Origin of the sequence: Bradyrhizobium sp. Leaf396 (genome assembly GCF_001424605.1) — a bacterium.
Taxonomy (GTDB): Bacteria; Pseudomonadota; Alphaproteobacteria; order Rhizobiales; family Xanthobacteraceae; genus Bradyrhizobium; species Bradyrhizobium japonicum_C.
The window spans coordinates 1-22,727 of the sequence record NZ_LMQJ01000024.1 but is presented as its reverse complement, the minus strand read 5'-3'; the positions used below and the strand labels follow the sequence as shown (position 1 = coordinate 22,727).

Annotated in this window: 16 protein-coding genes and 2 pseudogenes; 4 read left to right on the top strand and 14 right to left on the bottom strand. The window is 64.8% G+C overall.

Annotation, left to right across the window (positions count from 1 at the left end):
• Positions 1–172: 172 nt before the first annotated feature.
• On the bottom strand, positions 173–973 hold the full coding sequence (gene thiD / locus ASG57_RS22250; RefSeq protein WP_024342917.1) for a bifunctional hydroxymethylpyrimidine kinase/phosphomethylpyrimidine kinase: 801 nt from the start codon (positions 971–973) through the stop codon (positions 173–175).
• Between the two features lie 313 nt (positions 974–1,286).
• On the opposite strand from thiD, the gene ASG57_RS22245 reads away from it, so the two are divergent.
• Together ASG57_RS22245 and ASG57_RS22240 are read left to right on the top strand one after the other, a co-directional pair.
• Positions 1,287–3,266, top strand: a complete 1,980-nt coding sequence (locus ASG57_RS22245; RefSeq protein ID WP_057197522.1) for a PAS domain S-box protein — start codon at positions 1,287–1,289, stop codon at positions 3,264–3,266.
• Between the two features lie 106 nt (positions 3,267–3,372).
• A complete protein-coding gene (locus ASG57_RS22240) occupies positions 3,373–3,618 on the top strand; it encodes an Lrp/AsnC ligand binding domain-containing protein (protein ID WP_018642903.1) in 246 nt (81 codons plus the stop codon).
• Between the two features lie 10 nt (positions 3,619–3,628).
• Here the strand turns inward: ASG57_RS22240 and ASG57_RS22235 are convergent, their stop codons facing one another.
• The 9 genes from ASG57_RS22235 to ASG57_RS22195 form a co-directional block, all read right to left on the bottom strand.
• Complete coding sequence (locus ASG57_RS22235; protein WP_057197520.1) at positions 3,629–4,555, bottom strand: c-type cytochrome; 927 nt, start codon at positions 4,553–4,555, stop codon at positions 3,629–3,631.
• A gap of 186 nt (positions 4,556–4,741) precedes the next feature.
• The gene (locus ASG57_RS22230; protein ID WP_024342914.1) at positions 4,742–6,025 is read right to left on the bottom strand and encodes a cystathionine gamma-synthase family protein; all 1,284 of its coding nucleotides are present in this window, start codon (positions 6,023–6,025) and stop codon (positions 4,742–4,744) included.
• 316 nt (positions 6,026–6,341) lie between these two features.
• A complete protein-coding gene (locus ASG57_RS22225) occupies positions 6,342–6,788 on the bottom strand; it encodes a c-type cytochrome (RefSeq protein ID WP_057197518.1) in 447 nt (148 codons plus the stop codon).
• Positions 6,789–6,945: 157 nt separating this feature from the next.
• A complete protein-coding gene (locus tag ASG57_RS22220) occupies positions 6,946–9,255 on the bottom strand; it encodes a xanthine dehydrogenase family protein molybdopterin-binding subunit (RefSeq protein ID WP_057197516.1) in 2,310 nt (769 codons plus the stop codon).
• Positions 9,256–9,337: 82 nt separating this feature from the next.
• Positions 9,338–10,864 (bottom strand): murein biosynthesis integral membrane protein MurJ, encoded by a 1,527-nt coding sequence (gene murJ / locus ASG57_RS22215; RefSeq protein WP_057197514.1) that lies wholly within the window; start codon positions 10,862–10,864, stop codon positions 9,338–9,340.
• Between the two features lie 222 nt (positions 10,865–11,086).
• A complete protein-coding gene (locus ASG57_RS22210) occupies positions 11,087–12,238 on the bottom strand; it encodes a DegT/DnrJ/EryC1/StrS family aminotransferase (RefSeq protein ID WP_057197513.1) in 1,152 nt (383 codons plus the stop codon).
• A gap of 38 nt (positions 12,239–12,276) precedes the next feature.
• Positions 12,277–13,281 (bottom strand): Gfo/Idh/MocA family protein, encoded by a 1,005-nt coding sequence (locus ASG57_RS22205; RefSeq protein WP_057197511.1) that lies wholly within the window; start codon positions 13,279–13,281, stop codon positions 12,277–12,279.
• Between the two features lie 183 nt (positions 13,282–13,464).
• Complete coding sequence (locus ASG57_RS22200; RefSeq protein ID WP_024342908.1) at positions 13,465–14,877, bottom strand: mannose-1-phosphate guanylyltransferase/mannose-6-phosphate isomerase; 1,413 nt, start codon at positions 14,875–14,877, stop codon at positions 13,465–13,467.
• Between the two features lie 7 nt (positions 14,878–14,884).
• Positions 14,885–15,874, bottom strand: coding sequence for an SDR family NAD(P)-dependent oxidoreductase (locus tag ASG57_RS22195; protein WP_057197509.1), 990 nt, complete (start codon positions 15,872–15,874; stop codon positions 14,885–14,887).
• A 203-nt stretch (positions 15,875–16,077) separates the two neighbouring features.
• On the opposite strand from ASG57_RS22195, the gene ASG57_RS22190 reads away from it, so the two are divergent.
• Together ASG57_RS22190 and ASG57_RS22185 are read left to right on the top strand one after the other, a co-directional pair.
• Positions 16,078–17,037: a lysylphosphatidylglycerol synthase transmembrane domain-containing protein gene (locus ASG57_RS22190; RefSeq protein WP_024342906.1), complete on the top strand. Its 960-nt coding sequence runs from the start codon at positions 16,078–16,080 to the stop codon at positions 17,035–17,037.
• Positions 17,034–18,053, top strand: coding sequence for an MraY family glycosyltransferase (locus tag ASG57_RS22185; protein ID WP_057197507.1), 1,020 nt, complete (start codon positions 17,034–17,036; stop codon positions 18,051–18,053). The genes ASG57_RS22190 and ASG57_RS22185 overlap by 4 nt, the downstream gene beginning before the upstream one ends.
• Here ASG57_RS22185 and ASG57_RS22180 read toward each other — a convergent pair.
• The 4 genes and pseudogenes from ASG57_RS22180 to ASG57_RS22165 form a co-directional block, all read right to left on the bottom strand.
• Positions 18,041–18,988 (bottom strand): NAD-dependent epimerase/dehydratase family protein, encoded by a 948-nt coding sequence (locus ASG57_RS22180; protein WP_057197505.1) that lies wholly within the window; start codon positions 18,986–18,988, stop codon positions 18,041–18,043. The genes ASG57_RS22185 and ASG57_RS22180 overlap by 13 nt on opposite strands.
• The gene (locus ASG57_RS22175; protein WP_057197503.1) at positions 18,985–20,205 is read right to left on the bottom strand and encodes a glycosyltransferase family 4 protein; all 1,221 of its coding nucleotides are present in this window, start codon (positions 20,203–20,205) and stop codon (positions 18,985–18,987) included. Before ASG57_RS22175 ends, ASG57_RS22180 begins: the two co-directional genes overlap by 4 nt.
• Positions 20,206–20,383: 178 nt before the next feature.
• Positions 20,384–22,294, bottom strand: a pseudogene (locus ASG57_RS22170) (SDR family NAD(P)-dependent oxidoreductase); the annotation flags it as partial.
• 84 nt (positions 22,295–22,378) lie between these two features.
• A pseudogene (locus ASG57_RS22165) lies at positions 22,379–22,633 on the bottom strand (O-antigen ligase family protein); the annotation flags it as partial.
• Positions 22,634–22,727 lie beyond the last annotated feature (94 nt).

The following is a 22,727-nucleotide window of genomic DNA, read 5'->3' as shown; positions in this document are numbered from 1 at the left end:
TGAACCCTCGAGGCCCCTCAGATTCGAATCAAGTTCCGCCTCGCCCTCCCCGCGAATATCAGTCGCATGCGACAATCAGGCGACATGGGGTCGCAGCGGGCGCCCATGGAGGGCACCGGGTGCCGGTGAAACTGCGGCCGCGCACCCCCCGTCCCCATTCGGACGGCCCGCGTCAGTAGAACCTGTGGAAATGGTGGACCGGCCCGTGGCCATGACCGACGCTGAAGCGGTCGGCGGCCTCGATCGCGGCGCTGATCCAGGACTTGGCATTGCGCACGGCACGCTCGAGATCTTCGCCCTTGGCGAGACCTGCCGCGATGGCCGACGACAGTGAGCATCCGGTGCCATGGGTATTGCGGGTGGCGACCCGGGGGGCCGCCAGCGCGATGGTGTTGTTCGCATCGACCAGATAGTCGATGCTCTCGGCGCCCTCGCCGTGCCCGCCCTTGATCAGAACGGCGCGGCAGCCGAGCGCCAGCAGGCGACGGCCCTGGCTTTCGATCTCGGCTTCGCTCGTTGCAACAACCTCGTCGAGCAGCGCCGCGGCTTCCGGCAGGTTCGGCGTGATCACCGAGGCCAAGGGTATCAGTCCCGTGCGCAGGGCATCGACGGCCTCGGCGGCGAGCAGGCGGTCGCCGGAGGTCGCCACCATGACGGGATCGAGCACGACGTGCCGCGGCGCCAAGCGCGACAGCGCGGCGGCGATGGCGTCGATGCTGGCGACCTGGGCCACCATGCCGATCTTCACCGCGCCAATCTCGAGGTCGGCGAACACGGCGTCGATCTGCGCGGTGACGAAGTCGGCGGGAACCGCGTGAATCCCGCTCACGCCGCGCGTGTTCTGTGCCGTCAGCGCGGTAATCACGGAGGCGCCGTAAACGCCGAGCGCGGCAAATGTCTTGAGGTCGGCCTGGATGCCGGCGCCGCCGCTCGAATCCGAGCCGGCGATAGTGAGGGCGACCGGGGTCGTCATGGCCGGATACACATGCTGGAGGACATCGCCATGGCCTGTCCTAGCGCGACCGTGGAACGCCAGCAAGCCACGCCAAGCCGCCCGCCGTCGTGATTCGCGAGGGCGATGCCACCCAGCGGATCAGTCGGGCACAGCGCGGCGCCCGCAATGATGCGGGCTTGAAAATGCATCGCGCCGGGCCCTTGGTATAGTCTCAAACCTTAGCGTGCTTCGCCGATTGCGTGAGACGTCAGGTGGTGGAACCGTCGAGTGACGCCGATTGCGCGCCGCTCCGGCCCGCAAGCCACCTGAAACAGGAACTTGGGGTGGAACGATGTGGGCCTTTTTCGAACGTCTCCTCGACTCGTCCATGCTGTCGCCGCACGGCATCTGCCTGCTGTGGGACCCGGAGTTGATCTGGCTCCACGTCGTTTCCGACGCCTGCATTGCCGCTGCCTATTTCTCGATTCCGTTTGCCCTCGCGATACTGGTCATCAAGCGCCGGGACCTCAAGTTCGGCTGGGTCTACTGGGCGTTCGCGATCTTCATCATGGCTTGCGGCCTCAGCCATGTGCTGTCGATCTACACGCTCTGGGTTCCGGTCTATGGCGTCGAGGGCATGGTCAAGGCGGCCACGGCGGTCGCGTCGGTCTTCACCGCCGCCGCGCTCTGGCCACTGCTGCCGAGGGTCCTGACCATTCCATCACCGTTCGAGCTTCGGCAGGTCAAGGCGGCGCTCGAGGAAGAGGAGATCAAGAGCCGCGACGCCGCGCTCCTGCTTCAGCAAGTCAGCGACGCCCAACGCGCGCTGCGCGCCAGTGTCGCGCGCCTCACCGCGATCGTGGAGACCGCGGTTGACGGTGTCATCCTGTTCGATGCGCATGACCGTATCCTGCTGTTCAATCCGGCCTGCGAGCGCTTGTTCGGCTACCGCGCCGACGAGGTGATGAACCGGAACGTCTCCATGCTGATGCCAGAGGCGGAAGCAACGCCCGACAGCCGCGCGAGACATTTCGCGACCGGCGGCGAGGCCATCGCCCGGCGTAAGGATGGCTCGACCTTTCCGATGGACCTCTCGGTGGGCCAGGCCAGGCAGGACGGCGAACTGATCTTCGTCGGCATCGTCCACGACCTGACCGCGCGCAAGCTGACCGAGCAGCAGCTTCAGCAGGCGCAGAAGATGGAGACGGTCGGCCAGCTCTCCGGCGGTATCGCGCACGACTTCAACAATCTCCTGACCGTGATCATCGGCAATGCCGAGCACCTCGGCGAGCAGCTCAAGGAGCGGCCGGAGCTGCGGCGCTTTGCCGACGACATCTGCCAGTCAGGGGAGCGCGGCGCCGAGCTGACGCAGCGGCTGCTCGCATTCAGCCGCCGCCAGCTGCTCCAGCCTCAATCGATTGACTGCCGGAGCCTGCTCGATTCCATGTTCAAGCTGCTCAAGCGAACGTTGCGCGAAAACATCGAGATCAGGACGACCTCCGGACACGGCACGGTCCTCGCCTTTGCCGACCGCAGCCAGCTCGAATCCGCCGTGCTGAATCTCGCGCTCAACGCGCAGGATGCCATGCCATCAGGGGGACATCTGACGCTGAGCACGGAGTTGGCTGCGATCGACGACGATTACCGTGCCCTCCATCCCGAAGTCGTACCCGGCAGCTACGCTTTGATCTCGGTCGCCGACGACGGCGAAGGCATGACGCCCGATGTCATCGAACGCGCCTTCGAGCCGTTCTTCACCACCAAGGAGGTCGGCAAGGGCTCGGGCCTCGGCCTCAGCATGGTCTACGGCTTCGCAAAGCAATCAGGCGGCCATGTCTCGATCTACAGCGAGGCGGGCCTCGGGACTACGGTCAGGATCTACCTGCCTCGCGCCAGCACCGGACAATCACACGTCGATCTTCCCGAAGGCGAGGACACGGCGCCGCGAGGCTACGAGACGATCCTGATCGTCGAGGACGATCCGTTCGTCCGCTCCTCCGTCATTCGCAGGGTGGAAGCTCTCGGATATCGCGTCGTTGCCGCGGTCAACGGCAAGGATGCCCTGCAGCAACTGCGGAGCGATCCCAGCATCGACCTGCTGTTCACTGACATCGTGATGCCCGGTGGCATGAGCGGCTGGGAGCTCGCCGATCAGGCGCGGCGGGTTCGTCCCGGTCTGCCGGTCCTTTTCACCTCCGGCTACGCGCTGGAGACCCTGGTCGAGCAGGGCCGCGCGCAGGCGCAAGCGATCGTGCTGACCAAGCCCTACCGCAAGGTCGAGCTTGCCCAGCGGCTCAGGGACGCATTGGTCGTGGCAGCCGTTGCCACCTAGCCAAGCTCGAGCTCGCATCTGGCGGCTTGTGCCGTCGGCCCGCCGCTTGCTAAATCCGGCCGGGTTTGGCCTATTGGCCGCCAGGTAGGCTTTCGGAGTGCTCGCGATGGTTCCCTTCTTCGTTCAGATCAAGTGCAAGCTCGGCCAGTCTTATACGGTGGCCAATGCGCTTGCCGAGGCCGAGATCGCCTCCGAGATCTACTCCACGGCCGGCCAGTACGACCTCCTGGTGAAGTTCTACGTCGACAAGGACACCGACATCGGTCATTTCGTCAACGAGAAGGTGCAGGTGCTGCCGGGCATCCAGGACACCCTCACCATCATCACGTTCAAGGCGTTCGGTACCGGCTAGCGCTGCCGCCCTAGCTCCCCTCCTTGCGTGCCGGCCGGGGCGGCCCCTCCGCCGGCGACAGCGACTTGAGATACTCCGCCATCGCCGCCAGGTCCGCCTCCGGCAATTGCGAGGTATTCTTGATCACACGCGTCATCGAACCGCCGACGCTGTCGCCATCCGGCAGTTCGCCGGTCTTCAGGAAATAGGCGAGGTCCTTCACGCTCCACTCGCCAAGGCGCTTCTGGGTGATGTTCGGCACCCATCCCTCGCCTTCAGGATTAGGACCGCCGGCAAAGCGCTGGCTTGCGATGATGCCGCCCAGCGCATTGCGCGGGCTGTGGCACTCGGCGCAATGGCCAAAGCTGTTGACGAGATAGGCGCCGCGATTCCATTGCGGCGACTTGCTACCGTCGGCAACGAATGGCCTGTCGTCCATGAACAGGCGTTTCCAGATCCCGACATTGCGGCGGATGTGAAAGGGAAAGCCGAGGTCGTGGTCGCGCACCTTGCCCGCAACCGCCGGCAGCGTTTTCAGATAGGCAAAGAGATCCAGCACGTCCTCGCGCCTGGCGTGCTGATAGGACGTGTAGGGAAACGATGGAAAGTAGTGCTGCCCGGACGGCGAGACGCCATACATCACCGCGTTGACGAAATCCGCCTCCGTCCATTTGCCGATGCCGTCGTTCGGATCCGGCGAGATGTTCGGCGCGTGGAACGTTCCGAACGGCGACTTGATCGCAACGCCCCCGCCGAGCCTCAGACGGTCGGGCTGATTGGGAACGGCGTGGCAGGACGCGCAGCCACCGGCGTTGAACATCACCTCGCCATTGGCGAGATCAGGCGTGCGCGAGGGCGTGGCGCTCGCGGCCGCAACCACCGGCGCGCTGAGCCACCAATAGACGCCGGCAGCGGCAATCGCAGCGAGGAGCACCACCAGAATTGTTCGTTGCAACATGCGGCTCGTTCACTCGTTGCGGGCGCACTTATTCCGATCTCGTCGTGGCTCCAGCGCGAAGAACTCAGCTCGCCCTGGCCGGGAACGGGAATAGACTGAAATACGGTCTCTTGGAAGGCGGTCCGAACGGGTTCGGCGCGGAGAATGTCACGAACGACACCGCCCTCTGAGCGCGTTCGATTGCGCTCAAGCGGCGTTCAGCGCCTGTGTGAGATCTGCGATCAGGTCCGATGCGTTCTCGATGCCGATCGACAGCCGGATCGTGGAATCCAGAACGCCGATTTTGCGGCGGATGTCGGCGGGAACGCCGGAATGGGTCATAGTCGCAGGCAGGCTCGCCAGCGATTCGGTTCCGCCAAGGCTCACCGCCAGTTTGAGGATCTGCAACGCATTGAGGAATTTGACTGCCGCTTCCTTGCCGCCGGCGATGTCGAAGGAGAAGGTGGATCCCGCCCCCAGGCATTGTCTCGTGAATACACGTCCGGCCGGCGAACCCTCCTCGTGATGACCGAGGTAATGGACCTTTGCCACCTTCGGGTGCTCGCGCAGGAAGTCCGCCACGAGGCGTGCATTGACGTTGGCCTTCTCCATCCGCAGGCTCAGCGTCTCGAGCGAGCGGTTGATCATCCAGCAGGAATGCGGATCGAGCTGCGTGCCGATCGCGCCCCGCAGCGCCTTGACGCCCTTCATGATCGCCTTCGAGCCGAGCGCTGCACCCGCGATCAGGTCGGAATGACCGCCGACATATTTGGTCAACGAGTACAGTGAGAGATCTGCGCCGTGCTCGATCGGCCGCTGAAACACCGGTCCGAGCAGCGTATTGTCGCAGGCGATGATCGGTGTGTGTCCCTGCGCCTTTCCGATCGCGTCGGCGACGCGGCGGATCATTGCGATGTCCACGAGGCCGTTGGTGGGATTGGCGGGCGTCTCGATCAGGATCATAGAAACCCGCCCCTTGCCCATGGCGTCCTCCGACGCCTGCTTGACTGCCGCCTCGTCGATACCGTCGGCAAAACCGACGGCGCCGATCGACAGGCGCGCAAGCGTGTTCGTCAACAGGGTTTCCGTTCCGCCATAGAGCGGCTGCGAGTGCAGGATGACGTCGCCGGGGCGAACGAACGCCAGGATCGTGGTTGCGATGGCCGCCATGCCGGAGGAGAACAGCGCACAACTCTCGGTCCGCTCGTAGATCGCGAGCCTGTCCTCGACGATTTCGCTGTTTGGATGATTGAAGCGCGAATAGACGAGGCCCGCGCCCATGCCTTCGGGCGGCTCGCGGCGGCCCGCGACGTAGTCGAAGAAATCCTGGCCATCCTCGGCCGTCTTGAACACGAAGGTGGAGGTCAGGAATACCGGCGGCTTGATGGCGCCTTCCGACAATTGCGGATCATAGCCATAGGTCAGCATCAAGGTCTCAGGATGCAGCATATGGTTGCCGATGTGGGTCTTCGAGGGGAACGGTTTCGCCATGGCCTGTCTCGCTTGTCCTGATGGAGGTGATCGCCGCGGGTTGGAACTCCTGACGTCACGAGGCAGTCGGGAAGGAGGCGTGCCGACTCGCATCAACGCCACGGCCGTTGCTGCGAAGATAACTGCTCGGACGGCGGTCCGTCAGACCTTGCAGACGGAAAAAGAGCGGCTGCTTTCGCAACCGCCCTTCTCGATTCCGATAGCCGGCTGATCCCAGTAGCCCGGATGGAGCGGAGCGCAATCCGGGACGAACTATCAACTCGGATGGCCCCCCGGATTTCGCTTGCGCTCCATCCGGGCTACAAAGCTTCCCGCCTCAGCCGTTCTTGATGCGGTAGGTCTCGTGGCAGCCGCCGCATTCCCTGCCGATGGCAGGCATCGTTGCCTTGAGCGAATCGAGGTCCTTGATCTTGGTCTTGGCTTCGCCGACGACCTTGGCAAAACTCGCGATTTTCGCATCGAAGCCGGCCCTGTCCTCCCAGACCTTGGGCGAGGTCGAGTAATCGCCATCGAGCTTCACGCCCTTGGCGCTGGCCGGAAACAGGTTCGGCAGCTTCTTGGCGGTATCCTCGAACTGCGCGAGCGCGCTGTCCACGGTGGCCTGGTCGTAGGGCTTCTCGCCCTTGACCATCGCCGACATCGCCCCGGCGTTCTTGCCGTTGCCCTTCATCAGGCTTTGGACCTCCTTGACGGAGTCCTGTTGCGCCCAAACGGCGCCCATGCCGAGCAACAGCGCGCCCCCAACGACCAACACTCGCTTCATTCGAAACATCCCTTCTCCTGATGCAGGATCGTGCCGACCCCTCAATGGACTAACACCGCCCGGCAGATTTCATTCCATCCAAAGCGCGGCGGCGGATCGTCACGCATTGGATCGCTGTCGAATATGGTGTCCCGAACTTTCCGCGTTTGATTGGGGATCACAGGCTGTGACGGCGATGGTGCTCGTGGATTGCGATCCACACCCGCTCCGGAGTGGCCGGCATGTCGATGTGGTCGATCTTGTATTCGCGCCACAGCGCATCGATGATGGCGTTGACGACGGCCGGACAGGAGCCGATCGCCCCGGCTTCGCCTGCCCCCTTCACGCCCATCGGATTGGTCTTGCAGGGGATGTTGTTGGTCTCGAACACGAAAGCCGGCCCGTCCGCCGCGCGCGGCAGCGCGTAGTCCATGAAGGTTGCGGTGATGAGCTGGCCGTCTGTGGCGCCATACACCACCTGCTCCATCAGCGCCTGACCGATGCCCTGCATGGCGCCGCCATGCACCTGTCCGGCCAGAAGCAGCGGATTGAGCGTCTTGCCGAAGTCGTCGACGATCACATAGTTGACGATCTTGATGATGCCGGTGGCCGGATCGATCTCGACTTCCGCGACATGGGTGCCGTTGGGATAGGTGCCGTCGGCGCTGGCGAACGTCGCGCTGCCGTTGAGCTTCGACGGATCCACGCCGGGCCGCTTGGCGAGATCGGCGAAGGAGATTGAGCGGTCGGTACCGGCGATGCGGATCACGCCTTCGGAGATTTCGAGGTCGCCGGCGCTCGCTTCCAGCGCCTGCGCCGCAATCTCCTTCAGCCTCGAACCGAGTTCGCGCGTGGCGCGTTCGACGCTGACGCCGCCCGAGGGGATCGAAGCGGAGCCGCCGGTCCCGAGACCGGTCGCGATCTCGTCGGTGTCGCCCTGGTGGATATGGACGCGCTCGGGCGCAACGCCGAACTGCTCGGCGACGATCTGCGCATAGGCGGTCTGGTGACCCTGCCCGCTCGACTGCGTGCCGATCAGCACGGTGACGTCGCCATTGGGATCGAGCCGCACATTCGCGGTCTCCTCGCCCATGGTGCCACACACCTCGACATAGCTCGCAAGGCCGATGCCGCGGATCAGGCCATGCTTCTTGGCGAGTTTCGCGCGCTTGGGAAACTCCTTCCACTCGGCGATCTCCATCGCGCGCTTCAGATGCGCGGCGAAATCGCCGGAATCGTAGACCTTGCCGGTCGCGGTCTTGTACGGCAGAGCCTTCGGCTGGATGAAGTTCTTGCGGCGGATCGCGTCCGGCGTCATGTCGAGCTTTCGCGCGCAGGCATCAACCAGACGTTCGATCACGTAGGCGGCCTCCGGCCGGCCCGCGCCGCGATAGGCATCGACCGGCACGCTGTTGGTGAAGATAGTGCGCACCCGGCAGTGGAATGCCTGAATGTCGTAAAGCCCCGGCAGCATGCCGGCGCCCCCATGCGGGATGTAGGGCCCGAAGGTCGACAGATACGCGCCCATGTCGCCCATCAGGTCGCAGTCCATCGCCAGGAACTTGCCGTCCTCGGCCAGCGCCATCTTGGCTGTGGTGACGTTGTCGCGGCCCTGCGCATCGCCCATGAAATGCTCGGTGCGATCGGCCGCCCACTTCACCGCCTTCTTCAGCTGCCGCGCCGCGACCGCCATCAGGGCGTATTCCCGGTACGGAAACAGTTTCGTGCCAAAACCGCCGCCCACGTCGGGGCAGATCACCCGCATCTTGTCGGTGGGGATGTTGAGCACGTTCTGGCAGAGGATGTCGCGCAGCCGATGGCTGCCCTGGCTGCCGACCGTCAGCGTCAGATGGTCACGCTTGGCGTCGTATTCGCACACCGCCGCGCGCGTCTCCAGGAAGCTTGCGACGACGCGCGGATTGACGATCGAGATCTCGGCCACCGCATGCGCCTTGGCGAAGGCAGCTTCCGTCGCCGCCTTGTCGCCGATCGAGACGTCGAACAGCACGTTGCCCGGCTTGTCCGGCCAGACCTGCGGCGCGCCCTTCTTCACCGCGTTGACGACGCCGGTCACTGCCGGCAGCGGCGACCATTTGACGTCGATCGCCTCGATGGCGTCACGGGCCTGGTCGATGGTCTCGGCGACCACGAAGGCGACGGCATCGCCGACATGGCGCACCTCGTCCTTGGCCAGGATCGGGTAAGGCGGGCCGGTGAACGGATCGGTCTCGAGATTGAACAGGCACGGCAGGTTGCCGAGATCCTTGACGTCCTCGGCGGTCAGGATCAGCGCGACGCCCGGCAAGCTGCGTGCGCGGCTCGCATCGATGGTGTATGTGGCATGCGCATGCGGCGAGCGCAGCACCAGGCAGCGAAGCGCGGCCTGCGGCGCAAAATCATCGGTGTAGCGGCCCTTGCCGCGGATGAGCGCGTCATCCTCCTTGCGCAGCACGCTTTGGCCAACGCCGAACTTGATGGGAGCCGCCATTTTCTGTTCCCGTTCTCATGGTTGTTTTGTGGGCCATATTGCCGTGGAAAAACTGGCAAGGCAAACGGGTTGGCAACAAAAACTAGCCACGGACCAGCGAGATCACCCAATTGCGGCCGAACAGCGCGAGGACCGCAATCGCGTAAATGATGGCGCCGCCGACGGCGAGCACAACCAGCGTCAGCTCATCGCGGAAGTGTATCGAGCCCAATAACGGACCGCTAAAATGCGCGATCAACCAGAACGCGGCAGCCAGGACTAATCCGGTCAGCAGGAATTTTCCGAGCGACAGCAGCCAGCCGCGATCCAGCACGAGGAAACCTCGCCGCACTGCGAAGAAGAGCACCAGCAAGAGATTGGTCCAGACCCCGACGGCGGTGGCGAGCGCAAGGCCGATCTGCGCGAGCGATCCCATCAAGGCGACCTTCAGTGCGACATTGACGGCGATGCCGGTCAGCGACGCCCGGACCGGCGTTGCGGTATCCTTGCGGGCATAGAAGGTCGCGACAGCGCTGCGGATCAGCACGAACGGGATCAGGCCAATGGCATAGGCCGCGAGCGTGCCGCCGGCCGCGACCGCATCGGCTTGCGAGAAGGCGCCGCGGGCGAACAGCGCGCGCATGATCTCGTCGGGCACGGTGAGGAAGGCCGCGACGAACGGGATCGAGAAGAGCAGCGTGAAATCGAAGGCGCGGCGCTGCGCCTTCATCGCGCCGTCATCGTCGTTCGCCGTGATCCGTCGCGACATCTCCGGCAAAAGCACCGTGCCGATGGCGATGCCGATCACGCCGATCGGGAGCTGGTTGAGCCGGTCGGCATAATAGAGCGCGGACAGCGCGCCGGCGGGCAGGAAGGTCGCGATGATGGTGTCGGCGAACAGCGCGACCTGGGTGCCCATCGAGCCCAGCGTCGCCGGTCCCAGCGCCTTGAAGAAGTCGCGGATGTCTTCGTCGAGCCTCAAGGGCGCAAAGCGCGGCAGGCCGCCATGGCGGGCGAGATCGCCGGCGAGCAGGAAATATTGCAGGAAGCCGGAGATGAGCACGCCCCAGGCCGCCGCATGGCCCGCGGTCGGAAACCAGGCGGCCAGCGCCAGCGTCATCATCATCGCGACATTGAGGAAGATCGAGGCAGCCGCGGCGCTGGCAAAGCGCTGCATGACGTTGAGCATGCCGCCGTAGAGCGTCACCAGCGTGATCAGCAGTAAATAGGGAAAGGTGATCCGGGTGAGCTCGATCGCGAGCTTGCGCTGCGCGGCGTCCTCGGAAAAGCCGGGCGCCAGGATGCTCATGGCCTGTGGCATGAACAGCCAGGCAACGACCAACAGCACCACCTGCGAGGCCAGGAGCAGCGTGAAGATGCGGTCGGCGAACAGGCTTGCTGCCGCCTCCCCCTTCTCGCCATGGACGTGGGCATAGGCCGGCACCCAGGCGGCGTTGAAGGCACCCTCGGCGAAGATCGCACGGAAATGATTGGGCAGCCGCAGCGCCACGAAAAAGGCGTCGGCCACCGGCCCGGCGCCGAGGATTGCCGCGAGCATGATGTCGCGGACAAACCCCGTCAGCCGCGAGAGCAGCGTGTAACCACCGACCGTAAAGATGCGTCCGAGCATGCGGACTCTTCTAGAGGCTTATCGGGCCGCCGATAAGGCTTTGAAAGACCTTGAGATCAAAAAAGCGGCTTGCTCGGTGTCCACCTCTCCCCGACGGGGAGAGGTCGGATTGCGCGGCAATCCGGGTGAGGGGCTGCGGCATTCAGTGAGTTTGTAACCCCTCACCCGGATCGCATCTTCGATGCGATCCGACCTCTCCCTTCGGGAGAGGCGAGAGGCAAATCACCCCGCGAGCGCGCCGCGGACGGCGGCGATCACCCGCTCCTGGTCGGCTTCGGTCAGATAGGCGTGCATCGGCAGGCTGATGACGTCCTGCGACAGGCTCTCGCAACCCGGCAAGCCGCCCTCGGCGACCGGATAGTGCTTGTAGGCGGTCTGCTGATGCATCGACTTGCCGTAATAGATCGCGGTCGGCACGCCCTGGGCCTTCAGCGCGGCCGCGAAGCCGTCGCGGTCGGTGCCTTTGGGCAGGCGGATGGTGTACTGCGCCCAGACCGAGGTGTTGCCGGGCGCGAGGCGCGGGACAGTGACGACATTGGACAGCCCGCGCGCGTAGCGCTCCGCGACCTCGTTGCGGGCGGCGATCTCGTCATCGAAGATCTTCAGCTTCTCGATCAGGATCGCGGCCTGCATGGTGTCGAGCCGGCCGGTCAGGCCGAGACGCACGTTGTCGTATTTGTCGACGCCCTGCCCGTGCACGCGGATGCTGCGCAAGGTGGCGGCGAGTTCGTCCTCATCGGTGAAGATCGCGCCGCCATCGCCGAAGCAGCCGAGCGGTTTTGCGGGGAAGAAGCTGGTGGCAGTGGCATGCCCGAACGTGCCGAGCTTGCGGCCCTTGTAGCTCGCGCCGAAGCCTTGCGCCGCGTCGTCGAGCACGAACAGGCCCTCGGCCTTGGCGATCTCCGCGATGGCATCATGATCGGCCGGCTGGCCGAACAGGTCGACCGGAATCACCGCGACGGGCTTCAGGCCCGCCTTGCGGGCTGTCGTGATGCCGCGCTTCAGCGACTCCGGGCTCATGTTGAAGGTCGCCTCGTCGACGTCGACATAGACAGGCGTCGCGCCGGTCCGCGCCACCGGCGATGCTGTCGCGATGAAGGTGAAGGACGGACACAGCACGGCATCGCCGGGGCCGAAATTCTTCGCCATCATCACCATCAGGATTGCGTCGGTGCCGCTGGCGCAGGCGATGACGTGCTTGGCGCCGCAATACGCCGCCAGCTGCTTCTCCAGCTCGAAGACCTCAGGCCCGTTGACGAACTGGCAATGGTCCATCACGCGCTTCACCGCTGCATCGAGCGAGGCGCCGAGCCGGCGCCGCTGCGAGGCGACGTCGATGAAGGGAATAGGTTCGGAACGCAGATGCTGGTTCATGGCACCTTGTGACGTTTGAGCGGACGACATGGAAGGAATCAGCCGGCGACGCGGCGAGCAGCCTTGCGAGCCGGCGACGTGGCTGCGGGACGCGAGGGCGTCTCCAGGCACTGGGTGGCGATCGCGAGGCTGGCAACGCCTTCATCGCCCGTCACAGCCGGCGTCTCGCCATGGCGCACCGCCTTCAGGAACGCGATCAGCTCGGCACGCAGCGGCTCGTCGTGGCCGACAGGCAGATGCCGCATCGAGTAGCTGCCATCGGGCTTGAAGCCGAAGCACTCGGTGACCTGGCGCGTCAAGAGATCGCCCATCACGTATTTGCCGCGGGTCGCGACCGTGACGCTGCGCGCCTTGAACGGCGTCAGCCAGTTGGTGTTGATGTGGGCCAGCACGCCGTTGGCGGTGCGGAACTGCAACAGCGCGATATCCTCGCGCTCGGCCACCGCGCTCGACAATTGCGGCTGCACCTCGACGATGTCGGATTCGGTGAACCAGCGGATCAGATCGATGTCGTGCACGGCAAGGTCGATGACGACGCCGACATTGGACATGCGCGGCGGGAACGGGCCGACCCGCGTGATCGCGATGGAGAGGATATCCTCGCCCGCGATCGCCTGCTTGACGGCAGCGACCGCCGGATTGAAGCGCTCGACGTGCCCGATCATCAGCGTGACACCGGCTTTTTGCGCGGCAGCGACGATCTCGTGCCCCTCGTCCACCGTCGAAGCGATCGGCTTCTCGACCAGGACATGGATGTTCTTGGCGATGCAGGCGAGCGCGACCTCGTGATGCAGATGGGTGGGCGCTGCGATGGTGACGGCATCGACGCCTTCGGCGACGAGCTGGTCGAGCGTCTCGAAGCTCTCGCAATTGGCAAGTTCCATGGCCCGCGCACGATGCGCCGGCGAGGGGTCGACGACACCGACGAGTGTGACGCCGGGAAGCCCGCTGAGCACGCGCGCGTGGTTGCTGCCCATCACGCCGGCACCAATGACGCCGACGCGCAAGGCGGCCTTTACCGGTGCAGATCCCCTGGAACTCATCTGAGCAAACCCCGATTCAACCCAAATCCCCGGCGCGCTTCTAGCACGGGCGTCACATATGTGGCGAATGGCGCGCTGGCGGCCCGGACACGATTTGATTCAAAAAGTTACACGTTCCCCGGGCCTTAAGCCGAAAGGGATACCGCCCTTCCGGCCCGGGTCGCATGAGTCGGAGTTTGCTGGTTACGACCTTTGGTAGTCGTCTTCAATCCGGATGATGTCGTCTTCCCCGAGATAAGAGCCGGTCTGGACCTCGATCAATTCCAGCTGGATCTTGCCGGGGTTCTCCATCCGGTGGACGGCGCCCATCGGAATATAGATGGACTCGTTCTCGTGCACGGTCTTCACGGTCTCGTTGACCGTGACCTGGGCGGTACCGCGCACCACGATCCAGTGCTCGGCGCGATGGTGATGCTTCTGCAGCGACAGCCGTCCGCCCGGCTTCACCACGATGCGCTTGACCTGGTGACGCTCGCCATTGTCCACGGACTGGTAGCTGCCCCAGGGCCGGTGCACCTTGAGATGCTCCTCGGTGACCTTGGGTGCGACCGCCTTCAGCTTCGTCACCAGGCGCTTCAGACCATTGGCATCCTTCTGGCGCGAGACCAGGATCGCATCGGCGGTCGCGACCACGACGAGATCGTCCACGCCCTCGAGCGCGACCAGCGCGGAATCCGTCGTGACGTTGCAGTTGCGGGAGTCCTCGAACACGGCGGTGCCATGCGCAGCATTGCCCAGCGCGTCCTTCTCCGACAGCTCCCACACCGCGTGCCAGGAGCCGACGTCGGACCAGCCGCAGGACACCGGCACCACGGCTGCGCGCGAGGTCTTCTCCATCACCGCATAATCGATCGAGATCGCCTTTGCCGCGGCGAATGCCTCGGGCTCCAGCGTCACGAAGCCGAGATCGCGGCCGGCATGGTTGACGGCGTTGGTGATGGCCTCGACGCTCGCAGCATCGACCTTGCGATATTCATCGAGCAGCAGGGCGGCCGGGAACATGAAGTTGCCGCTGTTCCAGAGATAACCCGAATTGACGTAGTCGGATGCCTTCACCGCATCCGGCTTCTCGACGAAGCGCGCAACGGCATGCACCTCGCCCGAGATCACCTCCCCCGGATTGATGTAGCCATATTCGGTCGCCGGCCGCTCCGGCTTGACGCCGAAGGTGACGATGCGCCCGGCATTCGCCGCCGCAAGTCCCTCGCGGCAGGCCGCGACGAAGGCGGCATTGTCCTGCACCACGTGGTCAGCGGCGAGCGCGAGCACGATCGCTTCACTGGCGCGGTTCTGCGCGAACACCGCGCCGGCGGCGATCGCGGGGCCGGAATCGCGCCGCATCGGCTCGAGGATCACGTCCGCCTCGATGCCGATCTCGGCGAGTTGCTCCAGCACCATGAAGCGATAGGACGCATTGGTGATGACAATAGGACGATCGAACAGCTGCGGATCGGACACGCGCAGCAGTGTGTCCTGGAACGTCGAGCGCGTGCCGAACAGCGGCAGGAATTGCTTCGGGCGCACCTCGCGCGAGGCGGGCCACAGCCGAGTGCCGGCACCGCCGCACATGATCAGGGGGATTATGCGTTTGTCCATCGTGATCTCAAACCTTGAAGTAGTCCCGATACCAGGTGACGAAATTATGGACCCCATGCTCGATCGGCGTTGACGGTGCAAAGCCGGTATCGCGCATCAAATCCTCGACATCCGCGAACGTTTCCAGCACATCTCCCGGCTGCATCGGCAGCAATTCTTTGATCGCCGTCCGGCCCAGCTCCCGCTCCAGAAGACCGATGACATGCATCAGTTCCTCCGGGCGGTGATTGCCGACATTGTAGAGCTTTGACGGCGCATTTGCGGCAGCCGCATCATTCGCGGGGACGAGATCGATCAGCTTCGATACGACACGCGTCGCATCGTCGATATAGGTGAAATCGCGGCGCATCTTGCCATGGTTAAACAGCCGGATCGGCTTGCCCGCCATGATGGCGTTAACGAAAAGAAACATCGCCATGTCGGGCCGGCCCCACGGGCCGTAAATGGTGAAGAAGCGCAGCCCGGTGACCGGCAGGCGATAGAGATGGCTGTAGGACTGCGCCATCACCTCGTTCGCCTTCTTGGTTGCCGCATAGAGGCTCACGGGATGATCGGTGCGGTCCGCGACCGCAAATGGCAGTTTTGTGTTGGCGCCGTAAACGGAGGATGACGAGGCGTAGACGAGATGACGACAGCCGTTGTTGCGGCAGCCCTCAAGCACATTGAGAAAGCCGACGAGATTGGAATCGGCGTAAGCCTGCGGTTGCTCGATCGAGTAGCGCACGCCGGCCTGCGCCGCCAGATGCACGACTTTGGCAAAACGATGTTGCGCAAACAGGGTCGCCATCGTCTCGCGGTCGGCGAGATCGGCCTGGACGAAAGAGAAGCGGGAGTCGCCCTTGAGCAGCTCGAGGCGCGCCTTCTTCAGCGCCGGATCATAATAGCTGTTGAGATTGTCAAGCCCGACGACAGGCCGGCCCTCGCCGAGGAGCTGGCGGGCGACGTGGAAGCCGATGAAACCGGCCGCGCCGGTGACCAAAATTGCCTGATCCGTCATCCTGTTCCCTGGGATCGCTAGCGGCCCCTGTTTAGCCGCCACTTTGACAGGGTCGCAATAGGCTGGCCGCATCCATAAGCGGCCTCATGGCGTCCTTACACGACGGCTATTGCAAGATCGGCGCCAAGACCATACCAAAGCGGCCGAATTCGGCGCCTCGCGTCGGGTTGCCTCAATTCTTCGCAAACCCTCATGCGGGCGAGATGCGCCGAATCCTGCTGTCGACGGCCAAAATCGTGATTTCCGTGGCGCTGCTGTATCTGGCGCTGCGCAAGGTCGATCTATCCGAACTGTTTTCGCGCTTCACCATCACCAGCCTGTTCTGGATCGGCGTGGCGATCGCGATCACGTTCCTGCAGATCTTCGTCGGCGTGCTGCGCTGGCGCGAGATCAGCGCCGCCTGCGGAGCGCCGCTCGAGCTCGGCCGCGCGATGCGTTACAACGTGATCGGCTCGTTTTTCAACCAGACCCTGCCGTCGGCAATCGGCGGCGATGCGGTCCGGCTGTGGCTGGTCGCACGCGCAGGGGCCGGCTGGCGTGCGGCGACCTACTCGATCTTCGTCGACCGCGCCATCGGCCTGATCGCGCTCGCGATCCTGATCGTCGCAAGCCTGCCCTGGAGCTACACTCTCATCACCGATCCGCACGGGCGCTCGGCACTGCTGCTGATCGACCTCCTGGCGCTCGCGGGCGGCGTCGGCTTCCTGATTTTCGGCGCGCTGAAATGGCGTTGGCTGAAGACCTGGTGGGCCACGCATCACATTCACGCCTGCGCCGTCATCGCCAATCGCGTGATCTTCAGCCGCACCCGCGGGCCGATCATCGCGATCCTGTCGGTCCTCGTCCACGTGCTGGCCGTCGTGATCGCCTGGTGTGTCGTGCAGTCGATTGCGGCCCCGGTCCGCTTCAGCGACGTCTTTTTGCTGGTGCCGCCGGTGATGCTGATCACCATGATGCCGATCTCGATCGCCGGCTGGGGCGTGCGTGAAGCCACGATGAGCCTGGCGTTCGGCTTCGCGGGACTTTCCGCCAACGAGGGCGTCAACGTCTCGCTGCTGTTCGGTGCCGTGTTCTTCATGGTCGGCGCTGTCGGCGGCCTGGTCTGGATCCTCAGCGCGGAGAAAGCCGCGCAAGGATCTGCCCCTATCGGAGTGCCGGAGTGAGCTCCGCAGCCGATGCGCTCGCCGGCGCCCCACTGCTGCTTGCCGCCGCGATCGCCGCACTGATCTCGGCGCTCGTCACCTGGATCAGCCGCCCCCTGCTCCAGCGCTACGCGCTGGCACGGCCAAATGCGCGGTCCTCGCATCGCATCCCGACCCCGCAGGGCGCTGGCATCGCGGTGATTGCCGCGACTCTCCTCGTCGCCTGGATCTGGAGCGCCTCGGCCAATGTCGCGATCCCGCCGGCGCTGGTCGCTGCGACCATCGTGATCGCGCTGGTCGGCTTTGCCGACGACATCGTATCGCTGCCCGTGCTCGTGCGGCTGGTGCTGCAGGCAGCCTGCGTCGGCGCAGTGGTGTTCACAACGCCCGAGAGCGCGCGCATCGTGCCGGCTCTGCCGCTCGGGCTGGAGCGCGGCCTCATCGTCCTGGCCGGCGTCTGGTTCGTGAATCTCGTCAACTTCATGGACGGGCTCGACCTGATGACGGTGGCGGAAGTCGTGCCGGTCACCGCTGCGCTGCTGCTGCTGGGAGTGCTCGGGGATCTCTCTTGGCCGGCGGTGCTGATCGCCACCGCGCTATGCGGCGCCATGCTGGGCTTTGCGCCGTTCAACCGTCCCGTTGCAAAGGTCTTCCTGGGCGACGTCGGCAGTCTGCCGATCGGCCTTTTGCTCGGCTGGTGCCTGCTGGAGCTGGCCTTCCGGGGGCAGCCGGCCCCGGCGCTGCTATTGCCGGCCTATTACCTCGCAGACTCCACCATTACGCTGTTTCGCCGCATCATCAGGCACGAACCGTTCTGGTCGGCACACCGCACACACTTCTATCAGCGTGCAATCGACAACGGGTTCACGGTCGAGCGGGTGGTCGGGGAGACATTCGCGCTCAACCTCGTTCTGGCAATCCTTGCCATCATCACGGTTCGCGCCGGCTCGATCACGATCACGATCGTTGCCTTGTTCGGAGGCGCGGGCGCGGTCGCCCTCGTGCTGCAGCGGTTCTCGCGGGCTCAGGCGTCCTGATCCGAAAGCGCGTGCCGCAGCCCCTCGTCGATGGAGATCTGTGGCTGCCAGCCGGTCGCCAGCGCCTTGGAGATGTTGAGCTCGAGCGAGCCAATCAGGCTGTCCTGCGTGTCCTGCCGACCCATCACATTGAGCAGCGTCGACAGCAGGCGCGGCGACATGCCGAACAGACGCGCGTTCTTTCCGGACGCTGTAGCCAGGCGCCTGATGAATTCGGGCGTCGAGACCTGTTCGGTATCGGCCACCAGGAATATCTCGAAGTTGCTCGCTGGATCGGGATGGCTGAGCCGGTGCAGGATAAACGACGACAGGTTCTGCACGGCCAGAAAGGCGCGCTGGTTGTTGATCGCCGCAAAGGGCAGCAGCAGCCCCGCGCTTATCGCACGGGTCAGCAGGGCGAAATTGCCCTTGGCTCCGGTGCCATAGACCAGCGGCGGCCTGAGCACAGTGATCTTCATATCGGTGTCGCGCGCCAGCGTCCTCAGGCCAGCCTCGGCCGCGGCCTTGGACATGCCGTAGAGGCCGCGCGGCGTCAGAACCTCGTTCTCGCTGAACGGCGCACGGCCCTCATTGCTGCGGCCGTGAACGAGAGCGGTGCTGATGAAGATGAACTGGCGCACGCCGGCCGTCGCCGCCGAGCGCGCCAGATGCAGCGTTCCGGCGATGTTGACGTTGCGGTACAGCTGGACCGCGTGCTCCTCGTGCTTGTGATGCACGCGCGCGGCGAGATGGATGACGGCCTCGACGCCTTCCAGCGCGGCCTGCCAGTCGGTCTCGGGGCCGATCGATTTGATCACGACCTCGTCGCCGGCGCCTTCCGGGCTCCGGACCGCACGGCGGACCGACCATCCGGCATGAGCCAGCGCCGGCACGAGATGACGACCGACGAAGCCGCTCGCTCCCGTCACCAGCACGACCGGTTGACGCTCGTTCATCCCTGCTCCGAAAGGTTCGGGTTGCGCAACAATTCGCCGATCAGCTCGGCATAGGCGTTCATCGCCGTCGTCTTGTCGAAACGCGATGCCGCCTTCACCGCGCGCACCGCGATGGTGGCGTCGTCGGAACGGAACGCGGCGCGGATCGCTTCGGCGAGCCGATCGGCACGGCCTGGCGGCACGACCCAGCCGAGCCTGCTCTCCGCGACCGTCAAGGCGGCCTCGGCCTCCGGCTCGGACACCAGCACCACGGGGCGCCCCACCGCCAGCAGATTGTAGAACCGGCTCGGCACGGACACTCCCGCCACGTCCTTCCGGTACGGAATGATCCAGACATCGGCGGAAGCGAGAAACGCTTCGAGCTCGGAATCCTCGACACGCCCGACGAAGGAGACATTGGAGAGGTTCGCCGTCGCCTGCAACTGCTTCAGCCGCTCGAAACCGATGCCCCAGCCGGACAGCAGGAAGTGAATGTCCGCCTCCTCCTGCAGGAGCCGCGCCGCCTCGAACACGACGTCCGGATCATGGGTGAAGCCGAGATTGCCCGATAGCCCCACGATGAAGCGCGCCGGAATCGACTTGCGGAATGGATTGTCCGCGCTGACGGGCCGCGGCGCGGGCGCGAGCGTCGCCCAGTTCGGGATGAAACGAATCTTGCTGCGCCTCATCCCGGAATAGCTGAGCAGCGGCCGCTCCGCATCTCGCCCTATGGTGATGACGGCGTTGAGCGCGCGGAACATCAGGCTGTTGGCGGCGCGCATCGTCCGCGTGACGACCGAGCCTGGTTTCAACAGACCCGCCATCACCAGCACGTCGGGAAAGAGGTCGTGCATGATCAACGCCGAGCGCGCGCCCTTGACCCTTGCTGCCGCCGCCACCGCATAGGGCAGCATGAACGGCGCAGTGACCGTGAGCACCACGTCCCCTCGCCTCAATTCCCGCACCAATGCGAAGAACGTGCGGCCCGCGAACAGGAGCTCGGAAGCGCCGCGCCGCACCAGCGCCGCCTTGCCCGCCATCCGGTTCCTGATCGCGACGACGCGCGGCTTGCCGGGGCCGGTCTGCGCGGCCGGCAATGCACCCGGCGAGCCCGAGAGAACGACGACCTCGTGCTCCGCCGACAGGCGGCAGGCGATCTCGGCCATGATCGCCGCTGTGGTGCTCGGGTCAGGCGGGTAATGCTGGCTCGCGACGACGATCTTGCCTCGGGGTTGCATGGTCAGGCCGCGGTTGACCCGAATTCGGGCACCGCATCCTTCAGGATGGTTCTGATGGTGGCGCGATCGTCGCGCGCGATCGCCTGCTCCAGCGCCGCGATCCACTTGCGCAGCGTCTGCATCGCGCGATCCACTTGCGCAGCGTCTGCATCGATCTCCAGGCGGAAAGCACCTTTCCTGCCGCGGTTGACCCGAATTCGGGCACCGCATCCTTCAGGATGGTTCTGATGGTGGCGCGATCGTCGCGCGCGATCGCCTGCTCCAGCGCCGCGATCCACTTGCGCAGCGTCTGCATCGGCGGTTCGTTCGGCTGGGCGGCCATGATTCCGGCAACGCCGATTTCCCGGGTCGGCTCTTCCGAGGCGAACAGGATCTCGTGCAGCCGTTCGCCCGCCCGCATGCCGGTGAACACGATCTCGATGTCGTAGCCGGGTTGCAGTCCGGACAGACGGATCATGCGCTCGGCGAGATCGACGATCTTCACCGGCTGTCCCATGTTGAGGACGTAGACCGAGACGTCGGGACGCTGCGTTCCGAGCGCATGCGTGGCCGCGGTGATGACGAGATCGCAGGCCTCGCGGATGGTCATGAAGTAGCGGACCATGTCGGGATGGGTCACGGTCACCGGTCCGCCGGCCTCGATCTGGGCCTTGAACTTCGGCACCACCGAGCCGTTCGAGGCCAGCACGTTGCCGAACCGGACCGAGATCAACCGCATCGGCGGCTTGGCCCCGCGCACTCCGGCTGCGAGGTCGTGATCCAGCGCCTGACAGTACATCTCTGCAAAGCGCTTGGTCAGGCCGAGCATCGACACCGGCTCGATCGCCTTGTCGGTCGAGATCATCACCATCGCCTCGGCACCGGCCGCAACGGCGGCATCCGCCACGTTGATCGAGCCGAAGATGTTGGTCTTGACGCCTTCGCTCCAGTCGCGTTCGAGGATCGGGACGTGCTTGAGCGCCGCGGCGTGGAACACGATGTCCGGCTTGAACTCCGCCATCAGGCGCATGATGCGCTCGCGGTCGCGAATGTCGGCGATCCGCCCTTCGACCTCGGCAGCCGCCTCCCGCGCGGCAAGCGATTCCGTGATCGCGTAGAGCGCCGGCTCCGAGTTCTCCACGATCAGGAGCCGCGCGGCGCCGAACGCCACGACGCGCTCGCAGATCTCCGAACCGATCGAGCCGCCGCCGCCGGTGACAATTACCGCCTTGCCGTTGATGAGCGCTTCCAGGCGCGCATAATCGATCTTCTCGCTAGGCCGCAGCAGGAGGTCCTCGACGGCGACCGCCGTAAGCCGCGGCGTGTCGCCGCTCTCGAGCGAGGGCATCCGATTGACGATCACACCCAATTTGCGCGCCCGCATCAGGATCGATTCCGGATGCGCGTCCGGCTCGAATGCCGACGGCGTCATGACGAGCCGCGCGATCGGCTTGTTGCGCTTGGCGAAGTCGGCGATGACGTCCTCGACGTCGTCGACGCCGCCCAGGACTGGCACGTTGCGGATAAACTGGCCGCGATCGGAGCTCGACGGCGATAGCACGCCAACCGGCCAGATGCGCTTGATCGCCCCGCTCTCGATGCCGCGCAGCAGCACCTCGGCATCCGCGGCGCGGCCGATCAGCAGCGTCGGGGCGGCTTCGTCGCTGCGCGCATGACGGCGCACCCGCGTATAGCGGAAGTATCGATAGGCCATGCGCAGCGCACTGAGAAAGAAAATCTCGAGAAACCAGTAGAGGACGATCGTCACCTTGCCGAGGAAGAAGGCGCCGCGGACGTTGGGAGCGACGAAGATATAGTCGAGCACGAGCAGGGCGACCGTCAGCACGGTCGCGACGCGGATGATGTTCAGCGCGTCAGGCAGCGAGATGAAGCGCCATTTCGTCGTGGTCAGATTGAAGACGAAGAACACGACGACGCCGAAGGCGAGAAAATAGGGCAGGATCTGGAACAGCAGCGGCAAGCGGTCGAAGAAGCCGTCGCCCCCCTCGAATCGCAAATAGATGGCGGCAAAAAGCGCCGCCGTGGTCGCCAGCAGGTCGTGGAGCGCGATCAGGAAATTGCGCAAGGTGAGATGCGAAAGACGCGTCATCCGACGACCGATGAAAACCCAGTTAGATGCAACCTGACCGCGCTGATAGCCCATCCGGACAAAACTTGCCAGAAGCGCGACCGCTCAGGAACCGACTTCCCCCACCTTCGCCTCGGCCTGTTGTGCCCGGATCACCATGCCCCCTGCGACGCCGACGCCGATGACGTACATCCAGCCCTCGTGGAAGTCGAACAGATGCGAGTTGAACAGTGAAGTGAAGATGTTCTGCACCACGACCAGGAGCCCGATCCATTCGGCAAAGCCGTCACCCCGAAATAGCAGCAGATGCAGGATCCAGATGGCGTAGAGGACGACGATCCCGATCACGCCCCACCGCAAGTGACGTCAGTGCTTGACTACGACGGTTGGAAAGACCAGTGCTTGACTACGACGGTTGGAAAGACATCTTGGCTGTGGCGGCAACATCGGCGTT

Excerpts from the sequence above, each read along its gene's own strand:
- thiD (WP_024342917.1), bottom strand. The coding sequence starts at position 973 with ATGACGACCCCGGTCGCCCTCACTATCGCCGGCTCGGATTCGAGCGGC.
- ASG57_RS22245 (WP_057197522.1), top strand. The coding sequence starts at position 1,287 with ATGTGGGCCTTTTTCGAACGTCTCCTCGACTCGTCCATGCTGTCGCCG.
- ASG57_RS22240 (WP_018642903.1), top strand. The coding sequence starts at position 3,373 with ATGGTTCCCTTCTTCGTTCAGATCAAGTGCAAGCTCGGCCAGTCTTAT.
- ASG57_RS22235 (WP_057197520.1), bottom strand. The coding sequence starts at position 4,555 with ATGTTGCAACGAACAATTCTGGTGGTGCTCCTCGCTGCGATTGCCGCT.
- ASG57_RS22230 (WP_024342914.1), bottom strand. The coding sequence starts at position 6,025 with ATGGCGAAACCGTTCCCCTCGAAGACCCACATCGGCAACCATATGCTG.
- ASG57_RS22225 (WP_057197518.1), bottom strand. The coding sequence starts at position 6,788 with ATGAAGCGAGTGTTGGTCGTTGGGGGCGCGCTGTTGCTCGGCATGGGC.
- ASG57_RS22220 (WP_057197516.1), bottom strand. The coding sequence starts at position 9,255 with ATGGCGGCTCCCATCAAGTTCGGCGTTGGCCAAAGCGTGCTGCGCAAG.
- murJ (WP_057197514.1), bottom strand. The coding sequence starts at position 10,864 with ATGCTCGGACGCATCTTTACGGTCGGTGGTTACACGCTGCTCTCGCGG.
- ASG57_RS22210 (WP_057197513.1), bottom strand. The coding sequence starts at position 12,238 with ATGAACCAGCATCTGCGTTCCGAACCTATTCCCTTCATCGACGTCGCC.
- ASG57_RS22205 (WP_057197511.1), bottom strand. The coding sequence starts at position 13,281 with ATGAGTTCCAGGGGATCTGCACCGGTAAAGGCCGCCTTGCGCGTCGGC.
- ASG57_RS22200 (WP_024342908.1), bottom strand. The coding sequence starts at position 14,877 with ATGGACAAACGCATAATCCCCCTGATCATGTGCGGCGGTGCCGGCACT.
- ASG57_RS22195 (WP_057197509.1), bottom strand. The coding sequence starts at position 15,874 with ATGACGGATCAGGCAATTTTGGTCACCGGCGCGGCCGGTTTCATCGGC.
- ASG57_RS22190 (WP_024342906.1), top strand. The coding sequence starts at position 16,078 with ATGCGCCGAATCCTGCTGTCGACGGCCAAAATCGTGATTTCCGTGGCG.
- ASG57_RS22180 (WP_057197505.1), bottom strand. The coding sequence starts at position 18,988 with ATGAACGAGCGTCAACCGGTCGTGCTGGTGACGGGAGCGAGCGGCTTC.
- ASG57_RS22175 (WP_057197503.1), bottom strand. The coding sequence starts at position 20,205 with ATGCAACCCCGAGGCAAGATCGTCGTCGCGAGCCAGCATTACCCGCCT.